At 69.0% G+C, this 15,976-nt stretch carries 12 protein-coding genes and 1 tRNA gene; 11 read left to right on the forward strand and 2 right to left on the reverse strand.

Features of this window, described 5'->3' with window-relative positions:
- Window positions 1-8: 8 nt before the first annotated feature.
- The gene (locus NET02_RS02480) at window positions 9-1,139 is read right to left on the reverse strand and encodes an aromatic ring-hydroxylating oxygenase subunit alpha (RefSeq protein ID WP_284055788.1); all 1,131 of its coding nucleotides are present in this window, start codon (window positions 1,137-1,139) and stop codon (window positions 9-11) included.
- 281 nt (window positions 1,140-1,420) lie between these two features.
- Between NET02_RS02480 and NET02_RS02485 the strand changes: the two genes are divergently transcribed.
- Both NET02_RS02485 and NET02_RS02490 read left to right on the forward strand, forming a co-directional pair.
- Window positions 1,421-2,989 (forward strand): PucR family transcriptional regulator, encoded by a 1,569-nt coding sequence (locus NET02_RS02485; protein WP_284055789.1) that lies wholly within the window; start codon window positions 1,421-1,423, stop codon window positions 2,987-2,989.
- A gap of 843 nt (window positions 2,990-3,832) precedes the next feature.
- A tRNA-Leu gene (locus NET02_RS02490) sits at window positions 3,833-3,917 on the forward strand.
- A 26-nt stretch (window positions 3,918-3,943) separates the two neighbouring features.
- Here the strand turns inward: NET02_RS02490 and NET02_RS02495 are convergent.
- On the reverse strand, window positions 3,944-4,294 hold the full coding sequence (locus NET02_RS02495) for a tyrosine-type recombinase/integrase (RefSeq protein WP_284055790.1): 351 nt from the start codon (window positions 4,292-4,294) through the stop codon (window positions 3,944-3,946).
- Between the two features lie 14 nt (window positions 4,295-4,308).
- On the opposite strand from NET02_RS02495, the gene NET02_RS02500 reads away from it, so the two are divergent.
- From NET02_RS02500 to NET02_RS02540, 9 genes are all read left to right on the forward strand, one after another.
- Window positions 4,309-7,359 carry an ATP-binding protein gene (locus NET02_RS02500; RefSeq protein WP_284055791.1) on the forward strand — a complete coding sequence of 1,017 codons (3,051 nt, stop codon included), beginning with the start codon at window positions 4,309-4,311 and terminating at the stop codon, window positions 7,357-7,359.
- Window positions 7,356-7,874, forward strand: coding sequence for a DUF7680 family protein (locus tag NET02_RS02505; protein ID WP_284055792.1), 519 nt, complete (start codon window positions 7,356-7,358; stop codon window positions 7,872-7,874). Before NET02_RS02500 ends, NET02_RS02505 begins: the two co-directional genes overlap by 4 nt.
- Window positions 7,875-8,262: 388 nt before the next feature.
- Window positions 8,263-8,910 carry a winged helix-turn-helix domain-containing protein gene (locus NET02_RS02510; RefSeq protein ID WP_284055793.1) on the forward strand — a complete coding sequence of 216 codons (648 nt, stop codon included), beginning with the start codon at window positions 8,263-8,265 and terminating at the stop codon, window positions 8,908-8,910.
- A 128-nt stretch (window positions 8,911-9,038) separates the two neighbouring features.
- Window positions 9,039-9,659, forward strand: a complete 621-nt coding sequence (locus tag NET02_RS02515; protein WP_284055794.1) for a hypothetical protein — start codon at window positions 9,039-9,041, stop codon at window positions 9,657-9,659.
- A gap of 428 nt (window positions 9,660-10,087) precedes the next feature.
- On the forward strand, window positions 10,088-10,594 hold the full coding sequence (locus NET02_RS02520; RefSeq protein WP_284055795.1) for a hypothetical protein: 507 nt from the start codon (window positions 10,088-10,090) through the stop codon (window positions 10,592-10,594).
- 205 nt (window positions 10,595-10,799) lie between these two features.
- Window positions 10,800-11,810: a hypothetical protein gene (locus NET02_RS02525; RefSeq protein WP_284055796.1), complete on the forward strand. Its 1,011-nt coding sequence runs from the start codon at window positions 10,800-10,802 to the stop codon at window positions 11,808-11,810.
- 96 nt (window positions 11,811-11,906) lie between these two features.
- Window positions 11,907-12,200, forward strand: coding sequence for an AbrB/MazE/SpoVT family DNA-binding domain-containing protein (locus NET02_RS02530; RefSeq protein WP_284055797.1), 294 nt, complete (start codon window positions 11,907-11,909; stop codon window positions 12,198-12,200).
- A 1-nt stretch (window position 12,201) separates the two neighbouring features.
- The gene (locus NET02_RS02535; RefSeq protein WP_284055798.1) at window positions 12,202-12,462 is read left to right on the forward strand and encodes a hypothetical protein; all 261 of its coding nucleotides are present in this window, start codon (window positions 12,202-12,204) and stop codon (window positions 12,460-12,462) included.
- Window positions 12,463-13,017: 555 nt separating this feature from the next.
- Entirely contained in the window at window positions 13,018-15,975 is a 2,958-nt protein-coding gene (locus NET02_RS02540) for a DUF1156 domain-containing protein (RefSeq protein ID WP_284055799.1), read from the forward strand.
- Window position 15,976 lies beyond the last annotated feature (1 nt).

Genomic DNA, 15,976 nt, shown 5'->3' on the forward strand with positions numbered 1-15,976 from the left:
TACTGCACTCACGCCCCGGTCCCCTCTAGCCGGGCGAGCACGAAGTCGTTGAAGCGGCGAATATGTGCCTCAGTTGGCGCATAGATGCCACCCTCCCGATAGGCCCGCGAGTCCACGTTGGCCTGGCACAATTCGCAGGCCTCCCAGTCTTGGCGGTTCACCAGATCCCAGAACTCGACCGCGTCCGAAGGGTCGAAGCCTGGCTGCTCGATCACTGGCGGGTCGAAGAGCCAGTCGCACACGATGAGCGTACGGCCTGGCCCCTTAGGCTCGAGCCGGTGGATGAGGACGTAGTCCGGGTGGAGATTCACGAAGACGTTGGGCAGCAAGACGATCCCGTAGTAGGTGCGCTCGTCCTGCGGGAGCAAGCCAGGTAGCAGCGGGCGCGTCGTCTTGCCGGTGACAGTCAGCGATTCGACCCCGTCGGCGAACCTGGCCCCGATACCTTGCTGGTAGGCTAAGCCTTCGCGGAAGCTCGGTACCAGGCTGCTCAACTCAGGGTGGACGACCGCGCAGTGGTAGCACTCCATGAAGTTTTCGACGATTAGCTTCCAGTTGGCAGCGACATCGTAGACGATGGTCTTGCCGACGCCGAGTGTGCCGATCCTGTATCGCGAGAATGTCTCGCGCTCGCCGAATCGCTCGACGATGGCCCGGTCGAGCTGTGCCTCGATCGGTTCCGGCTGGGAAGCTAGGTTGACCCAGAGCAGCCCTTCCCAGACCTCGAGCGGGACGCGGTGCAGCCCGAACGATTCGCGCTCGAAGCCGGGCAGATCGCGCATGTTCGGGGCGCCGATGAGCTGGCCTTCGAGGTTATAGCTCCAGGCGTGGTACCGGCACTGGATCACCCCGCCACGGAGGGAGCCCTGGAGCTCCGCGCACAATCGCGCACCGCGGTGGCGGCAGACGTTGAGGAACGCGTGCACCGAGCCGCTGCGGCTGCGGACGATCAGCAGGTTCTCGCCCGCGACGTCGCAGGTCAGAATGTCCCCCGGGTTCGGGAGGGCATCGGCCCTCCCGACGCAGAACCAGAGCTGGGAGAAGATACGCTCCTGCTCGAGGCGATAGACCTCGGGGTCGACGTAGTAGCGCCCGGGGAGCGTGCGGACGAGGGTGTACTCCGCTGCTGGAGTCGTCATCGATGCTGGCCCTCCCGTTCCATCGGAGACGGACGTCCGTATCGGTAGCAACCTGTGCCACGCCGGTTCAGATTCCTGTCGGATACTGCGAAGACGGTTCGAGTAATCCGGTCCTACCTCGCGCCCGGCGAGCACCACAACGGCGACGGGCCACTTCATGCCCTGATGCTCCCCTTATACGCCGAGTGGTGGGCGTTGGCAATGCGCCGCGCGTCAGAATGCTGAAGGATTGTCTCATACACTTGTATGAACCCCTGCGAGGATGGTACGATGCGAGCGCTATGGTCATCACGGTCCGCGATCTTCTGGAACGGCCGGATCTGCGAACCCGCCTGATCGCGGGAGAGTCCGGCATCGACCGGCCGGTGACCTGGGCACATGTGTGCGAGCTCGAGGACCCGACAGCCTGGCTCGCTGGCGGCGAGCTGGTAATGACCGTCGGGATCGGCATTCCACGTGACCCGGCGAGCCAAGTCACCTATATCGAGCGGCTGGCGAAGGCACAGCTCAGTGGCGTGATGATCTGCGAGGGGATGCGTGCTCCTGAGCTGTCGGACGCCATGCTCGAGGCCGCCGATCGCTGGGGCTTGCCGGTGATGCTCACAGCGTACGAAGTGCCGTTCGTCGCCGTATCGCGCGTGGTGGCGGATGCCAACCTGGAGGAAGAGCACGCGCGGTTGAGGAGAACCCTCCAGGTCTACGAGGTCGCCCGCCTGGTGGTCCACTCGAGCAAGCTGCCAGCGTCGGATTTCATCGCTCGCCTGGAACGGATCGTCGATGGCCGGCTAATTGTCGTCGATCCGGCAGTGGGGCGCGTGGTGTTGCCCCCGGAGGCACCGATGCCCCCATCGCTCGGGCGGGCGCTCCGTGTGGCGCTGGAGCGCTATCCGAGTGACCATGTGCCGGCGGTGATCCAGCTCCCGGAGGTCGGCCCATCGACGATCGCTCTCGCAGTGCCGGCGCGGCGACGGGCATTCCTGGTCGTCAGCGGGGGGCGTCACCGCGCGGCTCACGATGTCGTCGTGCTGCGCCACGTCGCCACGGTCGTCGCCCTGGCCCTCGAGCGGATGACGGCAGACCTCGAGCGCAAGCATCGGTTGGGGGCCGAGCTGTTAGCCCACCTTGCCGACCGCCGGATCACGGCGGACCTGGGGCTGGAGCTGCTCATGCGAGAGCAGGGTTTCCCGTCACCGCCGTACGCGGTCGCGGCGATTGCCGAGGATGCAGTCGCGTTGGGCGAGTTGCAAGCATGGCTGGAGTCCCATTGCCTGCCGCACACGACGCTGCGGAGAGAGGGCTACATCTTCCTGCTCCTGCCGGATTCTGATGAAGCCATCGCGTGTTTGAGCGAGTGCCTCAGCTCGACTCCGGTCGGCTGGAGCGAGCGCGTATTGACGCTGGCGCGTGTCCCGGAGGCGATGCTGGAAGCGCGTTGGGCGCTCCAGCATGCGCGCGAGGTGGGCAGGGGATTCGTCCGGTACGGGGAGCAGGGACTCGGCTCGTCCAGCCTGCCCATGAGCGTGGAGGCTGCGCGCAACCTCGTCGAGCGCGTACTGGGCACGGTGCTAGCGTACGATGCCTCTCACGAGGGCCAGTTGTTCCACTCGCTGCGCTGTTTCCTAGAGCAGGATTGCTCGTGGAGCGAGACAGCGCGGGCTTTGGGGATCCATCGTCAGACGCTCGTCTATCGGTTGCGCAAGGTGGAGTCGCTTACCGGGCTGAAGGTCGACCGGACCAGCGACCTGGTCACACTCTGGCTGGCAGTCCGGGCTGCCTCAGCCCTCGGACTGGAGCGCGACGGGCTGAAGGGGCGGGCGACTCCTGGCCATTCGCTCAACAAGGGAATCTGAAGCCTCGAGGGAGCTCGAGGGGAACGAGGCGCGAGGGTTCCTGTATCGTCTGCCTCACTGGTTCTGGCGCTTTCGCGCGCTCGTGCCCGGAAGCGAGCCGTGAGCCGGGCTCAGTCGCCATATCGAGCCGGCACGAGGCGGTGTGCGGCCCATCCCCTCGCCTGGGCGCAGTTGACGCTGGCGAAGTAGATGACGATTTCGACGGCGCGGGCAACCATCGTCTTTTCGTAGAAGGGAGCATCCGGATTACCCCAGTAGGGTGGTTTGGTGCCCCGGCCCTTTTCCCCCGTGATATGAGGATGAAAGACCACGCGCCCGCCGCGTCGTGCTGCCCAGCGTACTGACTCCGGGTAGCGCCACCTCGCGTGGCAGATGGTGATGCCGAATGGTAACCCGGGAAGTATGTCTGCGGAAACAGACAATCGCCACCGCCTGTTCCGCAGCGTGGGCCAAGAAGCGCCCGACGGTGGAGATGCCCTCCTCTCGCGTCACTGCGGTTCGAGGCGCAGCCAGCCCGATCCGCCAGGTTCTCGGTCCCATCTTCCGGTCCCGCCCTTCGTTCCAGACGACCGCCTAGGCCGAGATGCTAGCACCTGCAGGTCTGGAAACCGCTGTGTCGCGGATGAGTCCAGACGAGGGCGTTGCGGCGGGGCCCGAAGACTGGAGAGCCGCGCTTTCGTTGCTGTCCTCCGTGCTGCGTCCTCCGAGAGACCCGTGTGGGTTGGGTGCCGGCCCGCCAGGTCTGATCAGGTGAGTACCTGCGGCCGGCTGGCGAGCGCGTCGGGGAGCGAGCGTCGATGCCTGCCGCGACGGGCGGAAAGCGGCTATACTTGGGACGAGTTGGCCGGAGTGGCGGAACGGCAGACGCGGCGGTCTCAAAAACCGCTGGGGGGCGACCCCCGTGTGGGTTCGAGTCCCTCCTCCGGCACCGATGTAGAAGCGGAAACCAGGCTCTCAACGCATGTGGTCTGGGCCCACAGCGGCGGTGTTGCTAGCAATTTTGCTAGCAACCAGCTTGTCGAGGGTGGCGGCCGCGTCCCGCGCCAGCCCCGGCGTCACGTGGCTGTAGGTGTCGAGCGTGATCTGGATCGTGCTGTGGCCGAGCAGGCTCGCCACCACCTTCGGGTGCACCCCCTCGCCTAGGAGCAGGCTCGCCGTGGCATGCCGCAGGTCGTGGAACCGCACCCGCGGCGTACCCCTTGCCTGCGGTCTCGCCTGCCTTATACTGGGGTCACTCTTACGAGGCGGGCGGGGTATCCCACCGCACCGCCATCCCAACCGGCATACGACCTCAAACCTGCTCATCACGAGGGGGAGACATGCGCTCGCTGTACGAGACCTGCGAGCCGCGGGCAGAAGTCCTGCACGGCGAGCTGCGCGAGGAGCTGTTCGCCGCTCGCCTCAAGGACGTGCTCGATGGCACCGCAGACCCCGTCTACCAGGATCCGGCCGTCTTCTTCGACAACACCTATCCGACTAAGGGCCTAAGCACGATCGTCCGCGAGGTGCTCGGCCGGCTCACCGGCCGCGACCCCGGCGCCAACGCCGTGCTCCGCCTGGAGACGCCCTTCGGCGGTGGCAAGACGCACGCGCTCATCGCGCTGTACCACGCGGCCTGCGGGAGCCCGGCGGCAGCCGCCCTGGTCGCCCCGGAGCTGATCCCGCAGCCGGGCGCCGTGCGCGTCGCGGGCATCGTCGGCTCCGACCTCGACCCGACCGGCGGCCTCCTCCATCGCGACGTGACGACCTACACGCTGTGGGGCGAGCTCGCCTACCAGATCGGCGGCCTGGCCGGCTACCAGCTCGTAGCCGAGTCGGATCGGCACACCAAGGCCGCCCCCGGGAGCGGCCTCCTCGACCAGCTCATCGGTGACCGGCCGACGCTGATCCTGCTCGACGAGATCGCACGTTACCTGCGGGCCGCTGGCGCCGTGCCGACTGCGACGGGGCGCGGCGACCTGGCCGAGCAGACCGTTGCCTTCCTGCTGTCGCTGCTCGACTTCGCCGCCAGCCGGGAGCGGGTGGTCGTGGTGCTCACGCTGGCCGACCCGGCCGACGCCTTCGGACGCGAGAGCGAGGAGCTGCGCGAGCGGCTGGCCGAGACGAGGCGGGTCGCCGCCCGTTCCGAGCGCGTGATCACGCCTGCGGGCGACGACGAGACCGCGCCGATCGTCGCCCACCGGCTGTTCCGGCGCATCGACCGTGAGGCTGCCCGCGAGACGGCGGAGACCTACCTTGCCTTCTACCGACGTCTCGCCGAGCAGGGGACGCCGCTGCCACACGAGGTGACCACGACCGAGTACGCCGAGCGCACCGCCCTCACCTACCCGTTCCACCCGGAGCTTCTCCGGGTGCTGAGCCTGCGGATCGCCACCATCCCCAACTTCCAGCGGACGCGCGGCGCGCTCCGGCTCCTCGCCCTCGTCGTCCGCCGCCTCTGGGAGCGTCGCCCGCAGCCGCTCGCGCTGATCCACCCGCACCACGTCGACCTGAGCCTGCCGGCGATCGTCGAAGACCTGACCAGCCGCCTGGACAGGGCATCGTTCAAGCAGGTGATCGAGGCTGACATCGCCTCCCGGGTAGCCGGCCAGCCGGCCCACGCGCAGGCGATCGACGCCGAGTTCACCGCTCCCGGGCGCCCGCCCTACGCCCAGCGGCTGGCCACGGCCATCCTGCTCAACAGCCTAGTCCAGGCCCAGGCTGCCGGGATCGAGGAGCCTGCCCTGCTCTCCGCCGTGCTCGAGCCAGGCGACGACCCGGTGCCGCTCCGGCGGGCGCTCGACCAGCTCCTCGAGCGCTGCTGGTACCTCGCCGACGACGGCCGCCGCTTCCGCTTCGGCACCGAGGTGCAGCTCCCCAAGCTCATCGCCGACGAGATCGCCGTGGTCGCGGTCACGCTCGCCAAGGCGAAGCTCGAAGAGCGCATCCGGCAGATCTGGCAGCGGGGCGCGCTGGAGCCGGTCTTCTTCCCCGGTGAGCCCGCCGACGTGCCCGACGACGCCGGGGTACCCAAGCTGGTGATCGTCCACTTCGACGCCGCCACCGCCACCTCGGCCGTGCCCGACCCGCCCGAGCTGGTGCGCACGCTCTTCGAGCAGGCCGGCGTGGCCGGCGGCTTCCGCCGCTACCGCAACAACCTCGTCTTCCTGGTGGCCGACCACGAGCAGCGGGAGGGCTTGGTGGAGCTCGCTCGCCGCTACCTCGCGATCGATCGACTGGCTGGCGACTCGGCCCGGCTGCGCGACTTCAGCTCTGAGCAGCAGCGACGACTCCGCGAGATGCGCGACCAGGCCGAACTGGAGCTGCGCGTCGGCATCACCCGGGCCTACCGCTTCCTCTACTACCCGAGCGGCGACGCGCCCCACGGCGCCGTGCCGCTGGCCCGCGAGGTCTTGCCGGCCCAGGATCAGGGGGCGGTCAAGGGCAACCAGACCGAAGTGGTGGTCAAGATCCTCCGCCAGCTCGAGAAGCTGCGGCTGGCCGACGACAGCCCGCTGCCGGCCGCCTTCGTGCGCGCCCGGGCCTGGGACGGCCAGCGGGGCCAGGTGAGCACGGAGGATCTGCGCCGTGCCTTCGCCCAGCGCGTCAATCTGCCGATGCTGGCCGACCTCAACCTGCTCAAGCGGACGATCCGCGAGGGCATCCGCAGCGGCCAGTGGGTCTACTATGCCGCGTCCCGGGGCGAGGCCTACGACGCCGGCTCGCCCGAACCCCCGATCGAGATCGCCGAGGAGACCTTCCTCTACACGCCGGAGGAGGCGTCCCGCCAGAACCTGCCCCGCGCTGGCCGGCCCGAGCGCGAGCCAGGTGGCGACGTCGAGCGCTGTCCCGTCTGCGGCAACCCGGTTGACGCCTGTGCCTGTGGGGGCGACGGGCCTGGCTCGGGGGTAGACAAGGTCATCGACCTGCGGGCGTCCGGCCCGCCTGCCCAGGCGTTCCAGTCGATCGCCGACCGCTGCCGCGACCACCAGGTGGCGCGGCTGGCCCGCCTGCGGGTGAGGCTCGAAGGAGCTGGCCAGGCGGCGGTGCAGGAGGTACGGTCGCTAGGCATCGCGCTGGGCCAGCTCGGGCGCGGCCGCGCGCGCATCGCGCTCAAGGCCGTGGCCGAGTTCGGCGAGGGCGAGCTGCTCGACCTCCGCTTCCAGGGGGAGGAGAGCCGCTCGCGGCCCGTTCGGCAGGTACTGGAAAGCCTCGGGCCCCAGGCGCAGGCCCTGACCGCCTGGGCCCAGGCCGAGCTGGAGTTCGGGCCGGAGGGCCTCGCGGTCGACGACGAGCTCGGCCGGCTCGCGGAGATGTTCGCGAATCTCCCCTTCGGCAAGCTGGAGCTGGAGGCGGAGCCGGCGAACGAGCGCGAGGAGGTCGCCTCGTGACGGAGGAGTCGACGCGGACGTTCCGCCTGCGCGTCGAGCCACAGGCCGGCGAGGCAGTGCGGCTGACGCTGTGGCAGCAGCGGCCCCCTGCTCGATCCGGCAGCGCGGGGACAGCCGGGCCGTCTCCGGCCGCGAACGGCCGAGGGCCGGGGTACCGTCGGCTGGCCACGCTAGAGGGTACGCCGCTCGTCGTCGCGCTCGACCAGGTGCTGGAACTATTGCGCCGCGAGGGCTACCGGGGACTCCGCGGAGGGGAGCGGCTGCGGGCGGGAGCGGGGCGCGCCGCGGATAACGGGGCGCACGAGTTGCCGCTGGGCGAGACGACCGGCGTGCGACTGGGGCTGCTGTTCCTGGCGCTCCGGCCCTTGCGGCGGGTCGAGCGGATGGAGCGCGTGGCCGCCGGGGTGCGGTCGATGACGGACGAGGAGGCGTACTACTGGTTCAGCAAGTGCCTGGCCGCCGGCACCGGCCGCCGGGCGCGGCGGGCCCTCCGGCTCCTGCTCGCTGGGGAGTGAGTAGGCGTCACTCGGATCTTGACACCAAGTCAGAGGGGGCGTATCGTCGACCCGCTCACCGATACAGTCCTAGGTAGAAATGCGTTGGAACCGTGGCCAGTCTGTATCGGCACGAACCTCAAGGCGATGTCGTCGACCTTTGCCTCGATTGTGCTGAGGAGTCGTAGTCTTTGTCTCGACAGTGCTCCAGCATTGGATAGCTTGGGAGAGCCGTCTCCGGCTCAGCCTCCGGTCGAGAGCTCGTCGATTCGATGCAGAGTCAGAAGGACAGAAAAACCGATGCTTTAGATGCACGTGAGCGAACGCGTATCGCACGACGAAGCAACGACGCTCGGGCGAACTGGCCTTCGACCCGGCGAGTAACCGTTCCTATGGACGTATCGAGGATGTGCAGCGAACTGTCGTCGAGGACGTGGACGCTCTGCTGACCGACCACTTCATTGCTCATCGAGGGGCACTCATGGAGCGTAATGAAGTGCTTGTCGCATTCGAGATCTTGTTGGAAGAGATTGAGCAGGTCGCGAATGCGGTTCAGGAGTCTGGGGCTTCTGCTTTGCGTTCGGGCCGCTACGACGAAGCGGAGGCAGCGATCGAGCATGCCAGACGCTTGGCTGAGTTTCGGGAGCGCGTTAAATCGCTGCAGGCTGAGTGGACTCGTCTCACCGGCGCAGCGCCAGTAAAAGTGGCGCGCAGGGCCCCGAGAAGGCGCCTACAGAAGTATCAGCCGCTTTCGCGTGGACTGAGGACGCCTGAGGCCAGTTTCCGTCGTCCAATTCTCGAATCCCTGGTCGAACTCGGGGGAAGTGCACCGATGGATGTCGTCCTGCAAAAGGTCGAGGAGAAAATGCGGTCGGTTCTCAACGAGTACGACTATCAGCCGCTTGCCTCAATGCCGAGGGAGCTCCGCTGGAAGAATACCGCTGCTTGGTGCCGGCTGACGCTCGTCAGAGAAGGACTGCTGAACGGCGATTCACCACGCGGCATCTGGGAGATATCGGACGCTGGACGTCGCGCGCTGGAATCCGGGGAAGTGTAGTAACCGCGTCTCGCTATCAACGAACTTTCTCGTTCTTGTCCTCGTGGAGAGCAGGTGATAGCTGTGCGGTATCGAGTGATCAGAGCAGCGCCTCACCGAGACTAGTTCACTCTCGCGTGGAATGACGCGTGGCTATGATGCTCAAACTGCCGCTTCTCCGCCGTGACGACGTCCTCGTCGCGCCCGGCCCGTCGCCCTGGGGTGAGGACGGGGTGTGGCTGGGCCGGCGACACCTGGCCGTCTGGTGGCCCGGCGCGGGCCCGTGGCCCGAAGGCGTCTTCGCCGCCTCCAGTTCGCAGGAGGACTGGTTCGAGGTCGACCGTGTCCGACCCAGGCGCGCGACCCGGCTCGTCGGCCGGCAGCGCAGGCCGAGCGCGCTCCTGCTCCGGGGCGTCTGCACCGAATTCGCGCTCCCGTTTCGGCTCGAGGTGCCGGTGAAGCCCTGCCCGGACGCCGCCGAGGAACTGCGCTTCGACCTCGGGCCGGCTGTCGCGGTGCTCGACGCCGCAGCGTTCTACGAGGCGGCCCGCCGGGCGATCCTGGCGCAGGGCGGGCGGCAGGCCCGCGGGGTCTTCCTCACCCTCGCGCCTGGCGACGCGGGGCTGCAGGCGCGCGTCCGGGCGAAGGACGGCGGCGTCGAGGTCGTCCCGCTGCTAGGGGAGCTGCGCACGGGGGGCCGGTGGAGGTGCCGGCGGCGCTGCCCCGCTGGCTCTGGTGGGCCGGCTACCGCGACGACGTCTACACGCTGACGCGCCCGGCGGTGGGCGGCTGGGGGCTGTGGTGGGGCGGCCCCGAGGTGGGGCTGGCCGCCCGCGCCTGGGTGGACGACAAGGGGACAGTCGTCCAGCGGCGCCGGCGTCAGGGCAGGTGAAATCTTCATCGAAGCGCCTGACACCTGGGCGGACACGCAACGCGTCAGAGAGGGCTGTCACGCAGCCGGGCGAGATCGGCCAGCAGGGTAGGCTGGTGACCTTGCCCGCAGTGCGACAGCGATTCGGGATCGCCGTACCTCGTCGGCCGAGTCGGAGGGGATCGAAAAGGGCGTTCTGAGCCGACGGCGAGTGAGCGAGGGAACGACTCCAGCAGGAGGGGTCGGAGCGAAGCTCGGAGTGCTCTGCGGGAGGTCAGGAGGCGGCGGTAGCGGTCGACTGGCTCGAGGAGGACGAGGAGGTAGACGATGACCATGTCCAGGCGCCCCCGTCGAACGTTCACTGAGACAGATCTCCTCGATGGCCTACGAGAGGCATGCTCGCCGGAGTGCTACCGGGCGCTGCTGCCACTCTACAACTGGCTCAAGGGACGCGCTCTCCGGTACTGGTTCGGCGGAAGCGAGATTCCCACGGCCAACTTCGCTTTCCTGATCCAGGGGAAAGAGGTCAGAGTGCTCAACCTGAGCCCCTGGGGATCAGAGGGACAGAAGAAAACGCCTCTGCTCGAGGTGAACTTCAAGAACCTGGTCAACGCGAGCGTCTCGCACGATGTCCTGCGGCGGTTCGCCGAGCGGCTCGCAGACATCCCGGATCCCGAATTCCAGAAGCGACTCAACCAAACGGGAGAATCTGAATTCCCGAAGGAGCCGAGCATCTGGCTCAACACGGCGCTGCCGCAGCCCGGGGCCGTCGAGACGATCCAGCGCGCGATCGACGAGCTTCTCTCGTCGGCCTCCGGCACGTCGCGGGCTTGAGCCGGGCGGGCGCGGGGTAACGGGCCTCGCATCGCGGGGGACGGCCGGGCGCCCAGAGGGAAGGAGGGAACGAATGCTCTTAGTGAGGAGGCGCGGTGAGCAAGAGTGGCGCGCGCCAGGGCTGGGATCGTATTCGGATGAACCAGAGCTCCACCGGGTAATCAAGCAGTCACCTGAACTGCTCCCCTGGCCGGAGAGCGGGCCTGTGGCTCTCGTTTACGAGTTTACTACCCCGTTCGATTCCTCCGCCGATTTTGTCAGAGTCGATATGTACGGCAATATCATGATCGTGGAGTGCAAGCTCGCAAACGACCCGGATGCTCGCGCAAAGGTGGTGGGGCAGATCCTGGGCTACGCCGCGTGGCTCCAAGGGATGTCGTACGAGCGATTCGATAGCCGGTTCAGAAGAGGTATCGGTCGTACGCTCGTCGAGCACTTCGCCACGTCCGCTCCGCAAGGCTGGGATGCGGAGACCTTCCGCCAACAGGTGACCGAGAACCTGGCGGCTGGGCGGTTCCGGCTCGTCATCGCCCTCGACGCGTTTCCGAAGCAGCTCGCTCAGACCTTGAGCTTCCTATTACGATACACGACGAACGATTTCGACCTTCACGTCCTCGAGCTGCCTTATTACTCGAACGACGAGATCGAGGTCATCGTCCCCGAAACGTACGCGCAGCAAGACAGCGAGGTCAAGGCACACACCGCCGACCCCGCGCTCGATCTCTTGGAGGTGTTGCAGTCTTCTTGCTCCCCGGTGGGCTACGACGCTGCCAGGCGCTTGATCGAGTGGCTGAAGGAACGATACCAAGGTGTGGTAGAACGGGGTACAGGGAAGGACTTCACCGCTAAAGTCAAGATTCCCTTTGGAAACACCAAATTGAGCGTCCTTCACTTTTACCGGTGGCCTGAAATGACTGGCCCCTGGCACGTCGCAATCACGTTCGAGTATTTGCGGCCCCGCGCGGCAGAGGAGAAGCTGAAGCGCCTTGCAGACAGGCTTCGGGCGATCCCGGCGTTCGCAGAGCATCGCGACGTCGAATTTCTTGAACAGTTTCACTTCAAGAAGCGCCCAGGGGTCAAGATCGAAGAGTTCTTGGTTCCTGAGACCTATTACCAGGTCGTGATCGGCGCGCTCGATGAGCTGCTTGCCGATCTGACCGGGCAATCGGCAGCCGAGGCGGCGCGCTCGTACGGGGATCAGTCCGATCAGACGTAAGGCGCTACCGCCAGCGCCGGTGGCGGTGGTGGTCGCGCCCGTCCGAGGATGGCTCCTGCCCAAGGCACTGTTGGAAGTTGAGCAAGAAGGACTCACGTGGAGACGAGCAAGGTCGGCAAGCGGGGAACGGTAGTGATCCCGGCCGCCCTGCGCTGGCGCATCGGGATCGAGGAGGGCTCGCTGGTGGTGGCTGAGACCACCGACGAGGGCATCCTGATCCGCCCGGCAGTGGTGGTGCCGCTGGAGGTCTACACGCCGGAGCGCAAGGCGCGCTGCCTCCTCGAGAACGCGACCGACGCCGAGGACTACGCGCGGGCCGCCAGGGTGGTGCGGGACGAGCTCGGGCTCGATCCCGACGCCCTGCGCGTCGAGCCGCCCGCGCGCCGCTGACGTGGATCGGCTGTTCCTGGACGCGACCGTGCGCATCTCCGATCGGCGCGCGGATCCCGCCGAGTACCCCGAGGTCGCGGCGTCAGGGCTGCCGGAGGAGGACATGCTGATCCTGCGCGTTGCGGTCGCGGCTGGTTGTACTCACCTGACTACTGGCGACCGCCAGCACTTCGGTCACCGCTTCGGGACGACCGTCGTCGGCGTCATCGCGCTCCGCCCCGCGGGGCATCTCGCGCGGAGAGCGCGCGGGCAGGCCGGATGACGCCGAGACCCCCGGCGCGACGCTGGCCGGGGCCTGAATAGGCCGCCCGAGCATACGGGCGGGGGAAAAGCGCTCAGCACGCGACTGTGGTGGCCCGCGCGCTGCCGGCGTGGGCGCCGGCCGTCGCGACCCGCGGCACCGGTAGGCGGCGACGGCCCCTCTGCGCCGGTCGTCGAGCACAGTCTTGACGAGTGGAGCGACGCCGGTAGTAATAAGGAGAAGACACAGTCTCCGGGCCGAGCGGAACCCGCGCAGCGAAGGCGCCGACCTGGCCAGGAGAGGGACGCTCACGCTAGGCGCGGCCAGGGCGGTCAGCGCCAGCTCTCCCGCGCCTGGGTGGACGACGAGGGGACGGTCGTCCAGCGGCGGCCCCGGCGGGCCGCCAGGCGCCAGGAGGAAACGACGTCTCGTGCCCGCCAGGCGCTGTCGTTTTCCGGCGGGCCCGCTCGCGCGGAGACGGGTGCGGGAGCGAGGCGGCTGAGCGCGTCCTCGCTGGCGATCCCTCTCCCCGAGCGGGAGACGGGCGGGGAGTGAGGGCAGGAGGGAGAGGGAGAGATGGGTGACGGTACTGGCGGGGTGACGGCGGCCGCGGCGCAGGCGCTCCCCCGCCTGATCGAGGAGTGGCTGCCAGTACAGGAGCTGGGCATCGAGGCTCGGCGGGAGAACAGTACGGGCCAGCATCCGCCACCGAACCGGCTGCACGTCTGGTGGGCGCGGCGGCCGCTCGTCGTCAGCCGGGCGGCGGTGCTGGCCAGCCTGCTGCCGGCCTGGCGGCCGGATCTGCCCGCGCCGCTGCGCGAGCGCTTCCCCACCCGCGAGGCCTACCACGCCTGGTTCCGCTGGCTCCTCGGGATCCACGGCGACCCCGTCGCTGCCCGAGCGAGGATTGCTGAAGCCGACGCTCGGGGCCAACGGTTGGGGCGAGAAGCATACGGCTACGGCCGAGCCTTCACATTTTCCCCTGACCAGGACGCGCTGATGCTGCTTGGTCAAATCTTTCGCCACGCGTTCGGTACCGGAGAACTCACCGTGCTCGACCCCACCGCGGGCGGTGGCTCGATCCCGCTCGAGGCCATCCGGCTCGGCCTGACCGTGCACGCCAACGAGTTGAACCCCGTCGCCGCGGTCGTCCTGGCCGCGACGCTCGACTACCCGGCCCGGTTCGGCGAGGCCCTCGCCGACGACATCCGGCAGTGGGGCGATCGCCTGCTAGCGCTCGTGCGTAGCCAACTGCGCCCGTTCTTCCCCGATCCGGAGGGCGGAGTGCTCGACGGCTACCTCTGGGCGCGGACGGTGGCCTGCCCGCAGACCGGCAAGCCGATCCCGCTCTCCCCCAACTGGTGGCTCCAGCGCGACGACCGCGGCCGCGCCGCCGCCCGCCTCCTCGCGCACCCCGACTGGCCCGCCTGCCGCTTCGAGATCGTCTACGGCACCGCGGCCGACCGCGCCGCCGAGCAGGGGACGATCCGTCGCGGCGTCGCCGTCTCCCCCTGGACGGGCGAGGTGGTCGACGACGAGTACGTCAAGCGCGAGGCCCAGGGCGGCCGCATGGGCCAGCAGCTCTACGCCGTCGTCGTCAAGACGCCCCAGGGGGTCGACTTCCGCTTGCCCACCGAGGCAGACCTCGCCGCCGCGGCCGCCGCCGAGGCCGAGCTGGCCCGCCGGCTCCCCGCGTGGCTGGCGCGCGATATCGTCCCCGACGAGGAGATCCCGGAGGTGAGCAACGACCCCCGGCCGCGCCTCTACGGCATGACCCGCTGGCGCGACCTCTTCGCCCCCCGCCAGCTCCTGGCGCTGGGCGCGACGGTCGAGGCCCTGCGCGCCCTGGAGCCGGAGCTGCGCGACGCGCTCCCGCCCGACCGCGCCCGGGCCGTGCTCACCTACCTGGCGCTCGCGGTCGACAAGCTGGCCGACTACAACTCGCGGATGGCGCGTTGGCACTCGCGACGTGGAGTAATCACGAACACCTTCGACCGCCACGACTTCAGCATGAAGTGGAGCTTCGCCGAGATGGCGGTGGTGGCGGCCGGCAAGGGGCTCGACTGGGCGGTCGACCAGGTCGTCGACGCCTACCGCGGCATCGCCCGGCTGGCCCAGCCGGCCCGGCTCCCGCTCTGGCAGCGGGCGGGCGCCTCGCCCGTCGAGCGCCTCCGCGTCACCCAGGGGGACGCCCGGCGGCTGGCCCACCTCGCCGACGGCAGCGTCCACCTAGTCTGCATCGACCCGCCCTACTACGACAACGTCCAGTACGGCGAGCTCTCCGACTTCTTCTACGTCTGGCTCAAGCGCACCGCTGGCCGCTGCTACCCGGAGTGGTTCGCCGCGCCGCTGGCCGACAAGGACAACGAGGCGGTAGCCAACCCGGCCCGCTTCGCCGGGCTCGGCCGCCGGTCGCGTGACCTGGCGCGCCAGGACTACGAGCGCAAGCTGGAGGCGATCTTCCAGGAATGCCACCGGGTGCTGCGGGCGGACGGCGTCCTCACCGTGATGTTTACCCACAAGCAGGTTGACGCCTGGGACGCCCTGGCCATGGCGCTCGTGCGCGCCGGCTTCCAGATCACCGCCTCCTGGCCGGTGCACACGGAGAGCGAGCACAGCCTGCACCAGGCGAAGAAGAACGCGGCCCAGAGCACCATCCTGCTCGCCTGCCGCAAGCGGCCAGCGGGCGACGGCCCCGTCTGGTGGGACGACCTGCGCGGGGAGCTGGCCCGGCGGGTGCGCGAGCGGGCGACCGAGCTGGCGGCGCTCGGCATCGGCGGGGTCGACCTGTTCCTGGCCGCCTACGGCCCGGCGCTCGCGGTCATCTCGGCCCGCTGGCCAGTGCTCCTGAGCGAGACCGACCCCCAGACCGGCCAGCCCCGGGAGCTCCGGCCGGAGACCGCGCTCGACCTGGCCCGGCGCGAGGTGCTGTCGCTGCGCCGCGAGCGCCTGCTCCACGGCCAGCGCGCCCGCTTCGACCACGAGACCGACTGGTACCTGCTGGCCTGGGACACCTTCAAGGCGGTCGAGTTCCCGGCCGACGAGGCACGCAAGCTGGCGCTGGCGGTGGGGCTCGACCTGGACGAGGACGTGATCCGCCGGGCCCGGCTGGTGCAGCGCAAGGGCAGCACGGTGGCGCTGCTCACCCCGGCCGAGCGCCGGCGCCGCGGGGTCGTCGACCCGGCGGCCAGCGCCTTCCCGCGCCTGGTCGACGCCGTCCACACGGCCATGCTGGTGTACGAGGAGGACGGGCCGGGGGCCTGCGGCGCCTTCCTGCGCCGGGCCGGGCTGCTCCAGCACGCGGACTTCCGCCAGTGCCTGCAGGCCCTGCTGGAGGCGGTACCCCGGGCCCGCCGGCCCGACGGCCGCTTCCTCCGCCCCGAGGCAGAGGGGCTGGAGCGGCTGCGCCAGGCGTTCTTCCCGGAGATCGAGCCGCCGGCCGAGCCGGAGCCGGTGGTCGCCCCGCGGCAGCTCGCCTTCCCGGGCGCGGAGGACGAGGCGGACGAGGACGAGACGGGCGAAGAGCAGGAGTAGT

Origin of the sequence: Thermalbibacter longus (assembly GCF_023806485.1) — a bacterium.
GTDB classification, from domain to species: domain Bacteria; phylum Chloroflexota; class Chloroflexia; order Thermomicrobiales; family Thermomicrobiaceae; genus Thermalbibacter; species Thermalbibacter longus.

Bases quoted from the DNA above. Each gene is read 5' to 3' on its own strand.
- NET02_RS02480 (WP_284055788.1), bottom strand. From the start codon at position 1,139: ATGACGACTCCAGCAGCGGAGTACACCCTCGTCCGCACGCTCCCCGGG.
- NET02_RS02485 (WP_284055789.1), top strand. From the start codon at position 1,421: ATGGTCATCACGGTCCGCGATCTTCTGGAACGGCCGGATCTGCGAACC.
- NET02_RS02495 (WP_284055790.1), bottom strand. From the start codon at position 4,294: ATGAGCAGGTTTGAGGTCGTATGCCGGTTGGGATGGCGGTGCGGTGGG.
- NET02_RS02500 (WP_284055791.1), top strand. From the start codon at position 4,309: ATGCGCTCGCTGTACGAGACCTGCGAGCCGCGGGCAGAAGTCCTGCAC.
- NET02_RS02520 (WP_284055795.1), top strand. From the start codon at position 10,088: ATGACCATGTCCAGGCGCCCCCGTCGAACGTTCACTGAGACAGATCTC.
- NET02_RS02540 (WP_284055799.1), top strand. From the start codon at position 13,018: ATGGGTGACGGTACTGGCGGGGTGACGGCGGCCGCGGCGCAGGCGCTC.